This window comes from Burkholderia sp. PU8-34 (genome assembly GCF_053427725.1).
In genome coordinates, this window is record NZ_JBSAXC010000002.1 from 447,367 (window position 1) to 464,339 (window position 16,973).

At 65.1% G+C, this 16,973-nt stretch carries 11 protein-coding genes; 7 read left to right on the top strand and 4 right to left on the bottom strand.

Annotated features, from left to right (window positions below; all coding sequences use genetic code 11):
- Nucleotides 1–16: 16 nt before the first annotated feature.
- The 5 genes from rimP (at nt 17) to truB (ending at nt 6,418) form a co-directional block, all read left to right on the top strand.
- Nucleotides 17–475, top strand: coding sequence for a ribosome maturation factor RimP (rimP, locus tag ACV22Z_RS06710; RefSeq protein WP_448075530.1), 459 nt, complete (start codon nt 17–19; stop codon nt 473–475).
- Nucleotides 475–1,950 (top strand): transcription termination factor NusA, encoded by a 1,476-nt coding sequence (nusA, locus tag ACV22Z_RS06715; RefSeq protein WP_448075531.1) that lies wholly within the window; start codon nt 475–477, stop codon nt 1,948–1,950. The genes rimP and nusA overlap by 1 nt, the downstream gene beginning before the upstream one ends.
- Nucleotides 1,951–2,041: 91 nt before the next feature.
- The gene (infB, locus tag ACV22Z_RS06720; protein WP_448075532.1) at nt 2,042–4,960 is read left to right on the top strand and encodes a translation initiation factor IF-2; all 2,919 of its coding nucleotides are present in this window, start codon (nt 2,042–2,044) and stop codon (nt 4,958–4,960) included.
- 113 nt (nt 4,961–5,073) lie between these two features.
- Nucleotides 5,074–5,472: a 30S ribosome-binding factor RbfA gene (rbfA, locus tag ACV22Z_RS06725; RefSeq protein WP_448075533.1), complete on the top strand. Its 399-nt coding sequence runs from the start codon at nt 5,074–5,076 to the stop codon at nt 5,470–5,472.
- Nucleotides 5,473–5,485: 13 nt separating this feature from the next.
- Nucleotides 5,486–6,418: a tRNA pseudouridine(55) synthase TruB gene (truB, locus tag ACV22Z_RS06730; RefSeq protein WP_448075534.1), complete on the top strand. Its 933-nt coding sequence runs from the start codon at nt 5,486–5,488 to the stop codon at nt 6,416–6,418.
- Between the two features lie 96 nt (nt 6,419–6,514).
- Here truB and ACV22Z_RS06735 read toward each other — a convergent pair whose 3' ends face one another.
- The 4 genes from ACV22Z_RS06735 to ACV22Z_RS06750 form a co-directional block, all read right to left on the bottom strand.
- The gene (locus tag ACV22Z_RS06735; protein ID WP_448075535.1) at nt 6,515–8,074 is read right to left on the bottom strand and encodes a DHA2 family efflux MFS transporter permease subunit; all 1,560 of its coding nucleotides are present in this window, start codon (nt 8,072–8,074) and stop codon (nt 6,515–6,517) included.
- A gap of 27 nt (nt 8,075–8,101) precedes the next feature.
- Nucleotides 8,102–9,328, bottom strand: coding sequence for an HlyD family secretion protein (locus ACV22Z_RS06740; RefSeq protein WP_448075536.1), 1,227 nt, complete (start codon nt 9,326–9,328; stop codon nt 8,102–8,104).
- A 56-nt stretch (nt 9,329–9,384) separates the two neighbouring features.
- A complete protein-coding gene (locus ACV22Z_RS06745) occupies nt 9,385–10,920 on the bottom strand; it encodes an efflux transporter outer membrane subunit (RefSeq protein ID WP_448075537.1) in 1,536 nt (511 codons plus the stop codon).
- An 87-nt stretch (nt 10,921–11,007) separates the two neighbouring features.
- On the bottom strand, nt 11,008–11,502 hold the full coding sequence (locus tag ACV22Z_RS06750) for a MarR family winged helix-turn-helix transcriptional regulator (RefSeq protein ID WP_448075538.1): 495 nt from the start codon (nt 11,500–11,502) through the stop codon (nt 11,008–11,010).
- Between the two features lie 348 nt (nt 11,503–11,850).
- Between ACV22Z_RS06750 and typA the strand changes: the two genes are divergently transcribed.
- Together typA and ACV22Z_RS06760 are read left to right on the top strand one after the other, a co-directional pair.
- A complete protein-coding gene (typA, locus tag ACV22Z_RS06755; protein ID WP_448075539.1) occupies nt 11,851–13,677 on the top strand; it encodes a translational GTPase TypA in 1,827 nt (608 codons plus the stop codon).
- A 345-nt stretch (nt 13,678–14,022) separates the two neighbouring features.
- Entirely contained in the window at nt 14,023–16,887 is a 2,865-nt protein-coding gene (locus tag ACV22Z_RS06760; protein WP_448075540.1) for a 2-oxoglutarate dehydrogenase E1 component, read from the top strand.
- Nucleotides 16,888–16,973 lie beyond the last annotated feature (86 nt).

Consider the following 16,973-nt stretch of genomic DNA (forward strand, 5'->3'; position numbering starts at 1 on the left):
CACCTGAGAGGACACTGTGCAACTGACGGAACTGATAGAAACCACGGTCACCGGGCTCGGCTACGAGCTGGTGGATCTTGAGCGCACCGGGCGCGGCATGCTTTGCATCTATATCGATCAGCCTGCCGGCATCTCGCTCGACGATTGCGAAAAGGTCACGCGTCAGCTTCAGCACGTCTTGACGGTCGAAAACATCGATTACGAACGGCTCGAAGTCTCGTCCCCGGGGCTCGACCGCCCGTTGAAGAAACTGGCCGACTTCGAGCGCTTCGCCGGCTGCGAAGTCTCCGTGACCTTGAAAAAGCCGCTGGACGGGCGCAAGACGTACCGGGGCATTCTGCACGCGCCGAATGGCGAAACGATCGGTTTGGAATTTGAGAGGAACAAGGGCGAGGCAGCCATGCTGGATTTCACGCTGGCCGATATCGACAAAGCCCGCCTGATTCCGCAAGTTGACTTTAGGAGCCGCAAATAATGAGTCGCGAAGTGTTGATGCTGGTGGATGCGCTGGCGCGCGAGAAAAACGTCGACAAGGATGTCGTGCTGGGTGCCCTCGAGGCGGCACTCGCGTCGGCTTCCAAGAAGCTGTTCGACGAAGGCGCCGAGATCCGCGTCCATATCGATCGCGAAAGCGGCGAGCACGAAACCTTCCGTCGCTGGCTCGTCGTGCCCGATGAAGCGGGCCTGCAGGAGCCGGATCGCGAGATCCTGCTGTTCGAGGCGCGCGAGCAGAAGGCCGACGTCGAAGTCGGCGACTACATCGAGGAATCGGTGCCGTCGATCGAGTTCGGCCGCATCGGCGCGCAGGCCGCGAAGCAGGTGATCCTGCAGAAGGTGCGCGACGCCGAGCGCGAGCAGATCCTGAACGACTACCTCGAGCGCGGCGAAAAGATCATGACCGGCACGGTGAAGCGCCTCGACAAGGGCAACTTCATCGTCGAATCGGGTCGCGTCGAGGCGCTGCTGCGCCGCGACCAGCTGATCCCGAAGGAAAACCTGCGCGTGGGCGACCGCGTGCGCGCGTACATCGCGAAGGTCGACCGCACCGCGCGCGGCCCGCAGATCGAGCTGTCGCGCACCGCGCCGGAATTCCTGATGAAGCTGTTCGAGATGGAAGTGCCGGAAATCGAGCAGGGCCTGCTCGAGATCAAGGCGGCGGCGCGCGATCCTGGCGTGCGCGCGAAGATCGGCGTCATCGCGTACGACAAGCGGATCGATCCGATCGGCACCTGCGTCGGCATTCGCGGTTCGCGCGTGCAGGCCGTGCGCAATGAGCTTGGTGGCGAAAACATCGACATCGTGCTATGGTCCGAGGATCCCGCCCAATTCGTGATCGGCGCGCTCGCGCCGGCAGCCGTCCAGTCGATCGTCGTCGATGAAGAAAAGCATTCGATGGACGTCGTCGTCGACGAGAACGAACTCGCTGTCGCGATCGGCCGCAGCGGTCAGAACGTTCGCCTTGCCGGCGAACTGACCGGCTGGCAGATCAACATCATGACGCCGGACGAGTCCGCCCTGAAGCAGGGCGAAGAGCGCGACAGGCTGCGTGCGTTGTTCATGGCGCGTCTCGACGTCGACGAAGAAGTTGCCGACATCCTGATCGACGAAGGCTTCACGAGCCTCGAAGAGATCGCTTACGTGCCGCTCAACGAAATGCTCGAGATCGAGGCATTCGACGAGGATACCGTGCACGAGCTGCGCAACCGCGCACGCGACGCGCTGCTGACGATGGCGATCGCGAACGAAGAAAAGGTCGAAAATGCCGCGCTGGACCTGAAGAGCCTCGACGGCGTCACGCCGGAGCTGCTCGCGAAACTGGCCGAACATGGCATGCAGACGCGCGACGATGTCGCCGAGCTGGCAGTGGATGAACTGGTCGACATGACCGGGATGGAAGAGGATGCCGCTAAGGCGTTGATCATGAAAGCACGTGAACACTGGTTCCAGTGAGAAATGACCATGGCGCACTGATTTGATGGCGGCCGGAAGGCCTGACCCGATGCTAACCGCAAGGAATCGGTCCTTGCACTAAGAGGAATGAATGGCGAGTAACAACGTAGCCCAATTTGCCGCGGAACTGAAAATGCCTGCTGGTGTGCTGCTCGAACAGCTGCAGGCAGCGGGCGTCCAGAAAGCGAGTGAAGACGATGCGCTGTCCGAGGCGGACAAGGCGCGTCTGCTCGATCATTTGCGCAAGTCGCACGGCGCGACCGACGGCGACAAGCGCAAGATCACGCTGACCCGCAAGCATACGTCGGAGATCAAGCAGTCCGACGCGACGGGCAAGGCTCGCACCATTCAGGTCGAGGTGCGCAAGAAGCGCACGTTCGTCAAGCGCGACGACGTGAGCGATGTCGCGGAGCAAGGTCAGGCACAGGCCCCCGAGGCGGACGACGATGCGGAACTGAAGCGTCGCGAGGAAGAGGCGCGCCGCGAGGCCGAGCTGCTCGAGAAGCAGGCTCAGGAGCTCCGCGAGCGCCAGGAACGCCTCGAACGCGAGGAAGCGGAGCGCCGCGCCCGCGAGGAAGCGGCCGAAGCGGAGCGTCGCCGTGCCGAAGAAGAGGCGGTATCGAAGCGCGCTGCAGCCGAGGCTGCGGCTGCGCAGCAGGCGGCTGCTCAGCAGGCTGCTGCGGCCGAGCAGGAAGCTTCGCGTGCGCAGTCCGCACAGGACGAGGCGCGTGCGGCTGCCGAGCGCGCAGCCCAGCGCGAAGCGGCGAAGAAGGCCGAGGACGCTGCCCGCGAGGCAGCGGACAAGGCCCGCGCCGAGCAGGAAGAGATCAGCAAGCGCCGCGCGGCCGCCGAGGCGGAAGCGCGCGCGATCCGCGAAATGATGAACACGCCGCGCAAGGCCGTGGTCAAGGCCGTGGAGCCGCCGAAGCCGGCGGAACCGGCCAAGCCGGCCGAAGCGAAGGGCACGCTGCACAAGCCGGCGAAGCCGGAAGGCGCGCAGGCGCGTCCGGCGGCGAAGAAGCCGGCCGGTGGCGCGGCGCCGGCGACGACGCAGGCGCCGGCTGGCGCAGGCGACCGCAACAAGAAGCCGGGCGCAGGCAAGGGCGGCTGGCAGGACGACGCCGCGAAGCGTCGCGGCATCAAGACGCGCGGCGATTCGAGCGGCGGCGTCGACCGCGGCTGGCGCGGCGGCCCGAAGGGCCGTGGCCGTCACCAGGAAAGCGCATCGTCGTTCCAGGCGCCGACCGAGCCGATCGTCCGTGAAGTGCACGTGCCGGAAACCATCTCGGTGGCCGACCTTGCGCACAAGATGGCAATCAAGGCCTCGGAAGTCATCAAGGTGATGATGAAGATGGGCCAGATGGTCACGATCAACCAGGTGCTGGACCAGGAAACGGCGATGATCGTCGTCGAGGAACTGGGCCACCGCGCGGTTGCCGCGAAGCTCGACGATCCGGAAGCGCTGCTTGTCGAAGGCGAGACCACGACCGACGCGGAGGCGCTGCCCCGTCCGCCGGTCGTCACCGTGATGGGTCACGTCGACCACGGCAAGACCTCGTTGCTCGACTACATCCGCCGTGCGAAGGTGGCGGCGGGCGAAGCGGGCGGCATTACGCAGCACATCGGCGCTTACCACGTCGAAACGCCGCGCGGTGTCGTCACGTTCCTGGATACCCCCGGTCACGAAGCGTTCACGGCAATGCGTGCGCGCGGTGCGAAGGCGACCGACATCGTCGTTCTGGTGGTGGCGGCCGACGACGGCGTGATGCCGCAGACGAAGGAAGCCATCTCGCACGCGAAGGCGGGCGGCGTGCCGATCGTCGTCGCGATCAACAAGATCGACAAGCCGGAAGCGAATCCGGATCGCGTGAAGCAGGAATTGGTCGCGGAAGGCGTCGTGCCGGAAGAATACGGTGGCGATTCGCCGTTCGTGCCGGTCTCGGCGAAGACGGGTGCCGGCATCGACGATCTGCTCGAGAACGTGCTGCTGCAGGCCGAAGTGCTGGAGCTGAAGGCACCGGTCGAAGCGCCGGCCAAGGGTATCGTGATCGAAGCGAAGCTCGACAAGGGCAAGGGCCCGGTCGCGACGATGCTGGTGCAGTCCGGTACGCTCAACCGTGGCGACATCGTGCTCGCGGGCACGGCCTACGGCCGCGTGCGTGCGATGCTCGACGAGAACGGCAAGCCGACGAAGGAAGCCGGCCCGTCGATCCCGGTCGAGATCCAGGGTCTGTCGGAAGTGCCGGGTGCGGGCGAGGAAGTGATCGTGCTGCCGGACGAGCGCAAGGCGCGTGAAATCGCGCTGTTCCGTCAGGGCAAGTTCCGCGACGTGAAGCTCGCGAAGCAGCAGGCGGCGAAGCTGGAGAGCATGCTCGAGCAGATGGGCGAAGGCGAAGTGCAGAACCTGCCGCTCATCATCAAGGCCGACGTGCAGGGTTCGCAGGAAGCGCTCGTGCAGTCGCTGCTCAAGCTGTCGACCAGCGAAGTGCGCGTGCAGATCGTGCACAGCGCGGTGGGTGGCATCAGCGAAAGCGACGTCAACCTCGCGACGGCCTCGAAGGCGGTCATCATCGGCTTCAACACGCGTGCGGATGCGCTGGCGCGCAAGCTTGCGGAAGCCAATGGCGTCGACATCCGCTACTACAACATCATCTACGACGCAGTGGATGAGGTGAAGGCGGCGATGTCGGGCATGCTGGCACCGGAGAAGCGCGAAGTCGTGACCGGCATGGTCGAGGTGCGCCAGGTGTTCAAGGTGCCGAAGGTCGGTACGGTCGCGGGCTGTATGGTCACGGACGGTATCGTCAAGCGCTCGTCGTCGGTGCGCGTGCTGCGCAACAACGTCGTGATCTTCACCGGCGAACTCGAGTCGCTGAAGCGCTTCAAGGACGACGTGAAGGAAGTCAAGCAAGGCTTCGAGTGCGGTATGTCGGTGAAGAACTTCAACGACGTCATCGAAGGCGACCAGTTCGAAGTCTTCGAAGTGACCGAAGTCGCGCGTACGCTGTAACCATCGCGCATCGGCTCATGGGCGGGGCAGGCTTGGGCTTGTCCCGCCCATTTTTCATGGCGGCGCGCCAGAGGGCGGCCGCTTCATCCTGATAAATGGATCAGGGATCGATCATGTCCAGGAAACGTACTTCTCCCAATCGCAACGTCCAGATCGCCGACCAGATTCAGCGCGATCTGTCCGAACTCATCATGCGCGAGGTCAAGGACCCGCGCATCGGCATCGTGACCATCCAGAGCGTCGAACTCACGCCGGACTACGCGCACGCGAAGGTGTACTTCACCGCGCTCACCGGCGATCCGGCCTCGACGCAGGAGGCGCTGAACCACGCGTCGGGCCACCTGCACAACCTGCTGTTCAAGCGCCTGCACATCCATACGGTGCCGACGCTGCACTTCCATTACGACCAGACGATCGAGAAGGCCGTGGAGATGTCGCGTCTGATCAAGGAGGCCAACTCGACGCGCGCGAAGGACGACGACGAGGCCGACGTGCCAGCCAAGGACGAGTGAGCTCGCCCGGCCTATGACGACAGCAGCATCCCAACGTCCGCGCGTGCCGCGGCGCGCGCTGGACGGCGTCCTCCTGCTCGACAAGCCGGTCGGCCTGTCGAGCAACGATGCCCTGATTCGCGCAAAGCGTCTGCTTCTCGCGAAGAAAGCCGGTCATACCGGCACGCTCGATCCGCTGGCTTCGGGCCTGCTGCCGCTGTGCTTCGGCGAGGCGACGAAGTTCTCGCAGGATCTGCTCGAAGCGGACAAGACCTACGAAGCGACGATGCGTCTCGGCGTGCGCACGGCAACCGGCGACGCGGAAGGCGAGGCGATCGACACGCGGCCCGTCGAATGCGACCGTGCGGCCGTGGAAGCGGCGCTCATGCGTTTCACCGGCGAGATCGTGCAGGTCCCGCCGATGTATTCGGCGCTCAAGCGCGACGGCAAGCCGCTGTACGAATATGCGCGCGCGGGCCAGACGGTCGAGCGCGAAGGCCGTAACGTGACGATCCATGCGCTCGATCTGCTCGCGTGCGACCTGCCCGACGTGACGTTTCGGGTGACCTGCAGCAAAGGTACCTACGTGCGCACGCTGGCGGAAGATCTCGGTGAAACGCTCGGCTGCGGCGCGCATCTGACGATGCTGCGCCGCACGGGCGTCGGCGCGCTGACGCTCGAGCACGCGGTGACGCTCGACGCGCTGTCCGATGCCGACGAAGCGGCGCGCGATGGCTGGCTCCAGCCGGTCGATGCGTTGCTGTCGACGTTCCCGCTCGTTCGTCTCGATGAAGCCTGCGCGAAGCGGTTCCTGCACGGCCAGCGCCTGCCGCTGTCGGCGCTCGATTCGATCGATGCGGCCGAGGGCGAGCGGGTGCGCGTCTACGACGCGACGCGACTGCTCGGCGTGGCGCGCAAGGCGAACGGCGTACTCGCGCCGGAGCGGCTCGTCGTCACGGCTGCTTGAAACAACGGCGCGACAGCGGCGTGAACGCGGCCGTCGGAACGAAAAAAAGCCCGGTCGATGTCGACCGGGCTTTTTGTTTGCGCTTGAGCGTGGCGTTCAGTGCGCGGCCGATGCCGCCGCGCCTGCATCGCCGCCGCCCGCACGCTCGGGCTTCGTGATCCAGATCAGCGCGATCAGCAGCACGAAGATCGCCGCCGAGATGTAGAACAGGTCGTTCACGCCGAGCTGTGCGGCCTGCTGCGTGGCCAAGTTGTTGATCAGGCCGTGCGCCTGGTCCTGCGTCAGCCCGAGATTGCCCATCTGCGTGACGGCCTGGTTGAACGTCGGGTTGTACACGTTCGTCTGCTCGACCAGTTGCGCGTGGTGGAAGTTGTTGCGGTGATCCCACGCGGTCTGGAAGATCGATGTGCCGATGCCGCCGCACATGATCCGCACGAAGTTCGACAGGCCCGAGGCCGCCGGAATGCGGTGGCCGGGCAGGCCGGACAGCGTGATCGACACGAGCGGGATGAAGAAGCCGGCCATCGCGATGCCCTGCACGAGCGTCGGCAGCGTCAGCGACCATTCGTCGACGCCGGTCGTGTAGCGCGAACGCATCCAGAAGCACAGCGCGAACGTCAGGAACGCGGCGGTTGCGATGTAGCGTGGATCGGTGCGCGGCAGGAACTTGCCGGTCAACGGCGACAGCAGGATCGCGAACAGCCCGACCGGCGCCATCACGAGGCCGGCATCGGTCGCCGTGTAGCCGATCTGCGTCTGCAGCCACAGCGGCAACAGCACGAGGTTGCCGAAGTACAGGCCGTAGCCGACCGCCAGTGCGATCGTGCCGCCGGTGAAGTTGCGCCGGCGGAACAACGACAGGTCGACGACCGGATGCTCGGCGGTCAGCTCCCAGATCACGAAGAACGCGAACGCGATCACCGCGGTCAGCGCGAGCACGATGATGGTCGTCGACGCGAACCAGTCGAGATCCTTGCCCTTGTCGAGCATGATCTGCAGCGAGCCGACCCAGACGACGAGCAGCGCGAGGCCGACGCCGTCGATCGGCGCGCGGCGCACGGTCGATTCTCGCGTGCGATAGATCGACCACGTCGCGAGTGCGGCGGCGATGCCGACCGGGATGTTCACGTAGAAGATCCACGGCCACGAGTAGTTGTCCGAGATCCAGCCGCCGAGAATCGGGCCGGCGACGGGCGCGATCAGCGTCGTCATCGACCAGAGCGCGAGCGCCATCGGCGCCTTCGCTCGTGGATAGCTCGACAGCAGCAGCGATTGCGACAGCGGAATCATCGGGCCCGCGACGGCGCCTTGCAGCACGCGCGACGCGAGCAGGAACGGCAGCGTCGGCGCGAGCCCGCACATCCATGACGAAATGACGAACAGGATGATCGACGCAAGGAACAGGCGAACCTGTCCGATGCGATCGGTGAGCCAGCCGGTCAGCGGCACGGAGATCGCGTTCGCGACCGCGAACGACGTGATGACCCACGTGCCCTGATCGGACGACACGCCGAGATCGCCCGAGATCGTCGGGATTGCGACGTTCGCGATCGACGTGTCGAGCACGTTCATGAACACGGCGAGCGACACCGCGATCGTGCCGATCACGAGCTGCCCGCCCTGCAAGGGCGGGTGAGAGACAGGAGTCTGTGCCATGTCGGTGGGTTTCCGGGAGCGGAACGGTTACATCATCTTCGCGACGTTGCCCTGCTTGACCGCGGCCGTCGCCGGTGCCGGCGATGCGTTGCCGCCCGCGTTCTCGGCGATGATGCGCGCGATCTCGGCGTCGGCTTCGTCGCCGTACTTCGCGAACACGTCGGTCTGGTAGACCGTGTTCTGCACGTTGGCGAGCTGGTTGCCGCTCTCGTCCTTGATGTCGACGTCGACCTGCATCGACAGGCCGATGCGCAGCGGATGCTTGTCGAGATCCTTCGGATCGAGTTCGATCCGCACCGGCAGGCGCTGCACGACCTTGATCCAGTTGCCGGTCGCGTTCTGCGCCGGCAGCAGCGAGAACGCGGAGCCGGTGCCGGCCGAGAAGCCGACGACCTTGCCGTGGTAGACGACCGACGAGCCGTAGATGTCGGCCGTCAGATCGACCGGCTGGCCGATGCGCATGTGCTTGAGCTGGACTTCCTTGAAGTTCGCGTCGACCCACACCGCGTTCAGCGGCACGACCGACATCAGCGGGGTGCCCGGCGACACGCGCTGGCCGACCTGCACCGAGCGCTTCGCGACGTAGCCGGTGACCGGTGCGGGCAGCGTGTTGCGCGCATTCGCGAGGTACGCGTCGCGGACCTTCGCGGCCGACGCGAGCACGTTCGGGTGCGATGCGATCGTCGTGTTCGCGGTCAGCGCACGGTTCGACGCGAGCTGCTGCTGCGCGGCGTCGAGCGATGCCTGCGCGGCGCGCACCGCGTCGCGTGCGTGCGAGATCTCTTCCTGCGACACGGCACCCGTCTGTGCGACCGCCATGCGGCGGCGCAGGTCATCGTCGGCCTTCGACAGGTCCGACTGACGCAGCGCAACCTGAGCGCGGTACTGGTCGTCGTTGACGAACAGGCCACGCACCTGACGCACCGTCTGCGCGAGGTTCGCCTCGGCCTGCTGCAGCGATACCTGCGAATCGGCCGGATCGAGCACGACGAGCGGGTCGCCCGCCTTCACGGTCTGGGTGTCGTCGGCCTTCACCGCGATCACGGTGCCCGTGACCTGCGGCGTGATCTGCACGACGTTGCCGTTCACGTACGCATCGTCGGTGCTCTCGTGGAAGCGCGCGACGAGGAAGTAGTACAGCCCGTACGCAATGGCCGCGATCACGATGACCGCGACGAGCAGCGTCATCATCCGTTTGCGCTTCCCGTTGCTTTGCGGCTGGGCGCTGGCGGCGTTTTGTTGAGGGTCGCTCATGGCGATGTTCTCCGTCCGTTTATTTCGAGTGTCTGCGTAGTAGTGGTCGTGCCGATTCAGTTCGCGGCCTGCGGGGTTGTCTGCTGGGCGGCCTGCTGCGCGGGCCTGGCCTGCGCGGCGCGATCGGCATCGGGTGCGGCGAGGCGGGTGCCGGAGGCATCGAAGCCGCCGCCGAGCGCCTTGATCAGCGCAATCTGCATGTCGCGCCGCCGCATCTTCAGGTTGGTCACGGTCTGTTCCGACGCGAGGCGGTTGCTGTCTGCGTTCAGCACCTGAAGCTGCGGCGACAGGCCGGCCTTGTAGCGGATCACGGCCAGGTCGTAGGCGCGCGTCGATGCATCGAGCGCGCGCTGTGCGTCGTCCATCTGCCTGTCGATCGCGCGGATCGACGCGACTTGCGTCGCGACGTCGTTCATCGCGCCGATCAGCGTCTGGTTGTAGTTCGCGACCGACAGGTCGAAGTCTGCGTAGCGCCCCTTGAGCTGCGCGCGCAGCGCGCCGGCGTCGAAGATCGGCAGGTGGATCGCGGGTCCGAACTGCGCCTGGCGGCTCGCGAAGTTCAGGAATTTGCCCCAGCCGAACGCGTCGAAGCCGAAGCCTGCCGCGAGGTTGACGTCGGGGTAGAACTCGGCTTTCGCTTCCTTCACGTCGTGCATCGCGGCTTCGACCTGCCAGCGCGCGGCGACGATGTCGGGGCGGCGCGATACGAGATCGGCCGGCAGGTTGTCGGGCAGCGCGACGGCACCGCCCGGGTTCAGCACCGGATCGGCGATCTTCAGCCCACGGTCCGGCCCCTTGCCGAGCAGCGCGGCGAGCTGATAGCGGACCGTCGTGATCTGGCCGTCGAGGTCGGACAGCGACGCCTGGCTCGTCGCGACATTGCCGCGCGCGGTCTGGCGTTCGACGTTCGTATCGAGGCCGGCCGTCACGCGGCCGTCGGTGATCTTGCCGACATCCTGGCGGTTGGCGATCTCGCGCTTCGCGATGTCGCGCAGCGCGTACAGCTGCGCGAGCGAGTTATAGGTGCGGGCGATCGACGACGCGAGCGTGACGCGCGCCTGCTGCATGTCGGCCTCGGCAGCCTTTTCCTGCGACACGGCGGTGCGCAGACGCTCGCGGTTCTTGCCCCACAGGTCGAGTTCCCACGACGCGCTGGCGAGCGCGTTGTTCTCGCTGTACCACGCGCCGCCGTACGGAGGCGGGAAGAGCGCATTGCCCGAATACAGCTCGCGTGTCCACGAATAGCTTGCTTCGGCCTTCGGCAGCAGCGTCGAGCGCGACGATTCGATATACGACGACGCCTTCGCGATCCGCGCCTGCGCCTGCGCGATCGACGGATTGTCGGCGAGTGCCTCGTCGATCAGCGTCGGCAGTTGCGGATCGCCGAACTGGGCGGCCCAGTCGAGCGACGGCCACTTGCCGCCCTCGGCCGGCAGGCTCTGGGCGGTTTCGAATTGCGAGGCGGGAGCGATCTGCTTGTCGCTCTTGATGCCGATGTAGTTGACGCAGCCCGCCAGCGCCAGCGCGGCGACCGCGGCAGCGACGGCGGCCCGGCAAGACCCGGCGCGCACGGACAACGGGGAGGATTTCATCGCGTTGATCCCTGACTCGGAATGGATGATGGACACTGCAAGGATTTCCTTACATTAATCTGTCAAAGATGATTGTTATGGCAACTATTACGCGGCGCTGCCGCCGGCCGCTTCGCAGTAGTTGCTGAGAATCCGCCGCAGCATGCTCTTCAGGAAGCCGACTTCTTCCGGCGTGAAGCCGTCCAGCAACTGGTCGAGCACGCTGCGGAAGATGGGCGGCAGCCGCTCGGCGAGCGCGCGGCCTTCGTCGGTCAGCTCGAGCCGCACGACGCGCCGGTCCTCGATGCTGCGCACGCGCGACAGCAGCCCGCGTTTCTCGACGCGGTCGAGCAGGCGCGTCACGGCGCTCGCGTCGATCCCGTATTCGCGCGCGAGCTCTGCGGCCGTCGAGCATTTGCCGACCGCGATCATGAACAGCATGCTCGCCTGCGTACCGGTGATGCCGAGCTCCACCTGCGTGCGCTGTGTGACGAGGTTGGTCATCAGCGACTTCACGCGTGACATCAGATAGCCGACGCTGTCGTTCATCGGGTACGTCGACAGCGTCGCGGACTGCGGCTGGGAAGAAGAAGGATCCGACATAAAACCCTGAGGCTGCAATAGTTGACTAGGCAGCAGTATAGGTATAATTGCTTGCCTCGGCAAATGTTAATCGAACCGCCGACGGCGTGCTCGGTGCGAGCGAATACCCCAGACGAATCAGGGTCTTTGCACAGTCCTTGGTGGATCGGGCCAGTCTGGCAGGGCGTTCGGCGCATTGCCGGCATGAACCGGCGTGAACGTGCATCGCGTTCGTCTTGTTGCGGTGCAACGCGCGGACGGCTCGCGTCATTCGGGCGTGCTATACTCTCACGCTTTCCAAGCTACATCGCGCACGCACGTGACGAACGGGCGTGCGCGTTTGCGCACCCAAACGATTTTCAGGTTTCTATGACCCGCGCCCTTCGCAACATCGCCATCATCGCCCACGTCGACCACGGCAAGACGACGCTCGTCGACCAACTGCTCCGCCAGTCCGGCACCTTCCGCGAGAACCAGCAAGTCGCCGAACGGGTGATGGACTCGAACGACATCGAAAAAGAGCGCGGGATCACGATTCTCGCGAAGAACTGCGCGGTGGAGTATGAAGGCACCCACATCAACATCGTCGACACCCCGGGGCACGCAGACTTCGGCGGCGAAGTGGAGCGCGTGCTGTCGATGGTCGACTCGGTGCTGCTGCTCGTCGACGCCGTCGAGGGCCCGATGCCGCAGACGCGCTTCGTCACGAAGAAGGCGCTCGCGCTCGGCCTGAAGCCGATCGTCGTGATCAACAAGATCGACCGCCCGGGCGCGCGCATCGACTGGGTCATCAACCAGACCTTCGACCTGTTCGACAAGCTCGGCGCGACCGAAGAGCAGCTCGACTTCCCGATCGTCTACGCGTCGGGCCTGAACGGCTACGCATCGCTCGACCCGGCCGCGCGCGAAGGCGACATGCGCCCGCTGTTCGAGGCGATCCTCCAGCACGTGCCGGTCCGCCCGGCCGACCCGGAAGCGCCGCTGCAACTGCAGATCACGTCGCTCGACTATTCGACGTACGTCGGCCGGATCGGCGTCGGCCGCATCACGCGCGGCCGCATCAAGCCGGGCCAGCCGGTCGTGATGCGCTTCGGTCCGGAAGGCGACGTGCTGAACCGCAAGATCAACCAGGTGCTGTCGTTCAAGGGTCTTGAGCGCGTGCAGGTCGAGTCGGCCGAAGCGGGCGACATCGTGCTGATCAACGGCATCGAAGATGTCGGCATCGGTGCGACGATCTGCGCGGTCGAGGCGCCGGAAGCGCTGCCGATGATCACCGTCGACGAGCCGACGCTGACGATGAACTTCCTCGTCAACTCGTCGCCGCTCGCGGGCCGTGAAGGCAAGTTCGTGACGAGCCGCCAGATCCGCGACCGCCTGATGAAGGAACTGAACCACAACGTCGCGCTGCGCGTGCGCGATACCGGCGATGAAACGGTGTTCGAAGTGTCGGGCCGCGGCGAACTGCACCTGACGATTCTCGTCGAGAACATGCGTCGCGAAGGCTACGAGATGGCCGTGTCGCGTCCGCGCGTCGTGATGCAGGAAATCGACGGCGTGAAGCATGAGCCGTACGAACTGCTGACGGTCGACCTGGAAGACGAACACCAGGGCGGCGTGATGGAAGAGCTTGGCCGCCGCAAGGGCGAAATGCTCGACATGGCGTCGGACGGCCGCGGTCGCACGCGCCTGGAATACAAGATTCCGGCGCGCGGCCTGATCGGCTTCCAGAGCGAATTCCTGACGCTCACGCGTGGCACGGGCCTGATGAGCCACATCTTCGACTCGTACGCGCCGGTCAAGGACGGTTCGGTCGGCGAGCGTCGCAACGGCGTGCTGATCTCGCAGGACGACGGCGCTGCAGTCGCATACGCACTGTGGAAGCTGCAGGATCGCGGCCGCATGTTCGTGAAGCCGGGCGACGCGCTGTATGAGGGCATGATCATCGGCATCCACAGCCGCGACAACGACCTGGTCGTGAACCCGATCAAGGGCAAGCAGCTGACCAACGTGCGCGCGTCGGGCACCGACGAAGCGGTGCGCCTCGTGCCGCCGATCCAGATGTCGCTCGAATACGCGGTCGAGTTCATCGACGAGGACGAACTGGTCGAAGTGACGCCGCAGTCGATCCGCCTGCGCAAGCGCTTCCTGAAGGAGCACGAGCGCCGTCGCGCGAGCCGCGAAGCCGCGATCGACTGACCCGCGTGCTGCGCGCCGGTGTGATTCCGGCGCGACGAGTACGACGAGTCCGACAAAAGGGCCGCCTTCGGGCGGCCTTTTTGCATCTCGGCGACACGCAAGCGGCATGCCTGCAAAACAATCTTTCACGGGGCCGCTGCAATCCGGCCGGAGCCCCGTCGCGCCTGGTGCTTTCGTGCCTTCCCGCGTGAATCCCGGTAACGGTTCTGTGATATGCTGCGCGCACGCAAGTTTAGGTCCTTCCAAGCAAGACTTGATTCGCAATCCGCTAAACGGTCAGGCCGTGTCGCGGAAGGTTGAGCAACCCGCTATTTCTCGAGAAGCTCGAAGAAAGGTGAGCGTAAAATGTCAGATGTCATGAAGCAGTTTCAGCTGAACTCCTATCTGTTCGGCGGCAATGCTTCGTACGTTGAAGAACTGTACGATGCATATCTCGATAATCCGGCGTCAGTGCCCGAGAACTGGCGAGAGTATTTCGACGCGCTGCAGAATGTGCCTGCAACGGACGGTTCGAACGCCAACGACGTGGCGCATTTCCCGATCGTCGAATCGTTTGCAGAGCGTGCGAAGGCCAATGCCTTCATCCCCCGCGAAAGCACCAGCAACCTGGCCACCGCGCGCAAGCAGGTCCACGTCCAGTCCCTCATCAGCGCTTATCGCTTCCTCGGCTCGCAATGGGCCAACCTGGATCCGCTGAAGCGTCGCGAACGTCCCGCCATCCCCGAACTCGAACCCGCGTTCTACGACTTCTCCGAGGGCGACCTCGACCAGACGTTCAGCGCGAGCAACCTGTATTTCGGTTTCGACCAGGCTTCGCTGCGCGACATCGTCAAGGGCCTGCGCGACACGTATTGCGGCACGATCGGCGCCGAGTTCATGTACATCAGCGATCCGGAGCAGAAGCGCTGGTGGCAGGAGCGCCTGGAATCGACCCGCGCGACGCCGAACTTCTCGGCTGACAAGAAGAAGCACATCCTGAACCGCCTGACGGCAGCGGAAGGCCTCGAGCGCTATCTGCACACCAAGTACGTCGGCCAGAAGCGCTTCTCGCTGGAAGGCGGCGAAAGCTTCATCGCGGCGATGGACGAAGTCGTCCAGCACGCGGGCAAGAAGGGCGTGCAGGAAATCGTCATCGGCATGGCCCACCGCGGCCGCCTGAACGTGCTGGTCAACACGCTCGGCAAGATGCCGGCGGACCTGTTCGCCGAATTCGAAGGCAAGCACGTCGACGACCTGCCGGCCGGCGACGTGAAGTACCACAAGGGCTTCTCGTCGGACGTGTCGACGGAAGGCGGCCCGGTTCACCTGTCGCTCGCGTTCAACCCGTCGCACCTCGAAATCGTCAACCCGGTGGTCGAAGGCTCCGCGAAGGCGCGGATGGACCGCCGCGGCGACGACGACGGCCTGCAGGTGCTGCCGGTGCAGATCCACGGCGACGCGGCCTTCGCAGGCCAGGGCGTCGTGATGGAAACGCTGAACCTCGCGCAGACGCGCGGCTACGGCACGCACGGCACGCTGCACATCGTCATCAACAACCAGATCGGCTTCACGACGTCCGACCCGCGTGACGCGCGCTCGACGCTGTACTGTACCGACGTCGTCAAGATGATCGAAGCGCCGGTGCTGCACGTGAACGGCGACGATCCGGAAGCCGTCGTGCTCGCGACGCAGATCGCGATCGACTACCGGATGCAGTTCCACAAGGATGTCGTGATCGACATCGTGTGCTTCCGCAAGCTGGGCCACAACGAGCAGGACACGCCGGCCGTCACGCAGCCGCTGATGTACAAGAAGATCGCGCAGCACCCGGGCACCCGTGCGCTGTACGGCGAGAAACTCGTGCAGCAGGGCGTGATCGCCGCGGAAGACATCGACGGCTACGCGAAGGCGTACCGCAAGGCGATGGACGACGGTCACCACACGATCGATCCGGTCCTGTCGAACTACAAGAGCAAGTACGCGGTCGACTGGGTGCCGTTCCTGAACCGCAAGTGGACGGACGCAGCCGATACGGCCGTGCCGCTCGCCGAACTGAAGCGTCTCGGCGAACGCATCACGACGGTCCCGGAAAACTTCAAGGTTCACCCGCTCGTCGAGCGCGTGATCAATGACCGCCGCAACATGGCGCGTGGCGACCAGCCGCTCGACTGGGGCATGGGCGAACACCTCGCGTTTGCGTCGCTCGTCGCGTCGGGCTATGCGGTGCGCCTCACCGGCCAGGACTCGGGCCGCGGCACGTTCACGCACCGTCACGCGGTGCTGCACGACCAGAACCGCGAGCGCTGGAACGACGGCACGTACGTGCCGCTGCAGAACATTGCCGACAACCAGGCGAAGTTCACGGTGATCGACTCGGTGCTGTCGGAAGAGGCAGTGCTGGGCTTCGAGTACGGCTATTCGACCGCCGAGCCGAACACGCTCGTGCTGTGGGAAGCGCAGTTCGGCGACTTCGTCAACGGTGCGCAGGTCGTGATCGACCAGTTCATCTCGTCGGGCGAAGTGAAGTGGGGCCGCGTGTCGGGCCTGACGATGCTGCTGCCGCACGGCTACGAAGGCCAGGGTCCGGAACACTCGTCGACCCGCATCGAGCGTTTCCTGCAACTGTGCGCGGATCACAACATGCAGGTCGTCCAGCCGACGACGCCGGCGCAGATTTTCCACCTGCTGCGCCGCCAGATGATCCGCCTGTTCCGCAAGCCGCTGATCGTCGCGACGCCGAAGTCGCTGCTGCGTCACAAGGAAGCGGTGTCGGACCTGTCGGAACTGGCGAAGGGTTCGTTCCAGCCGGTGCTGGGCGAAACCGACGCCGGCATCGATGCGAAGAAGGTCAAGCGCGTGCTGGCCTGCTCGGGCCGCGTGTACTACGACCTGGTCGCGCATCGCCGCGAAGCGAAGGCGAACGACGTTGCGATCATCCGTATCGAACAGCTGTACCCGTTCGCGCACAAGCAGTTCGAAGCTGAAATGAAGAAGTACGAGAACGCGACGGAAGTGGTCTGGGTGCAGGACGAGCCGCAGAACCAGGGCCCCTGGTTCTACGTCGAGCACCACCTGAAGGAAGGCATGAAGGAAGGGCAGAAGCTGGCGTACAGCGGCCGTCCGGCTTCGGCCTCGCCGGCGGTCGGCTACTACGCGAAGCACTACGAGCAGCAGAAGGCCCTGATCGAAGGTGCTTTCGGCCGCCTGAAGAGCGCATCGATCGCGAAATAATCGACGGAAGCGAAACGGGAAAGCGCATCGCGCTTTCCCGAATCTTTTGGCCCGCAGGACGTGCATTGCGCCGCATCGGCCGGAAG

Excerpts from the sequence above, each read along its gene's own strand:
- typA (WP_448075539.1), top strand. The coding sequence starts at position 11,851 with ATGACCCGCGCCCTTCGCAACATCGCCATCATCGCCCACGTCGACCAC.
- nusA (WP_448075531.1), top strand. The coding sequence starts at position 475 with ATGAGTCGCGAAGTGTTGATGCTGGTGGATGCGCTGGCGCGCGAGAAA.
- ACV22Z_RS06750 (WP_448075538.1), bottom strand. The coding sequence starts at position 11,502 with ATGTCGGATCCTTCTTCTTCCCAGCCGCAGTCCGCGACGCTGTCGACG.
- rbfA (WP_448075533.1), top strand. The coding sequence starts at position 5,074 with ATGTCCAGGAAACGTACTTCTCCCAATCGCAACGTCCAGATCGCCGAC.
- ACV22Z_RS06760 (WP_448075540.1), top strand. The coding sequence starts at position 14,023 with ATGTCAGATGTCATGAAGCAGTTTCAGCTGAACTCCTATCTGTTCGGC.
- ACV22Z_RS06740 (WP_448075536.1), bottom strand. The coding sequence starts at position 9,328 with ATGAGCGACCCTCAACAAAACGCCGCCAGCGCCCAGCCGCAAAGCAAC.
- truB (WP_448075534.1), top strand. The coding sequence starts at position 5,486 with ATGACGACAGCAGCATCCCAACGTCCGCGCGTGCCGCGGCGCGCGCTG.
- ACV22Z_RS06735 (WP_448075535.1), bottom strand. The coding sequence starts at position 8,074 with ATGGCACAGACTCCTGTCTCTCACCCGCCCTTGCAGGGCGGGCAGCTC.
- infB (WP_448075532.1), top strand. The coding sequence starts at position 2,042 with ATGGCGAGTAACAACGTAGCCCAATTTGCCGCGGAACTGAAAATGCCT.
- ACV22Z_RS06745 (WP_448075537.1), bottom strand. The coding sequence starts at position 10,920 with ATGAAATCCTCCCCGTTGTCCGTGCGCGCCGGGTCTTGCCGGGCCGCC.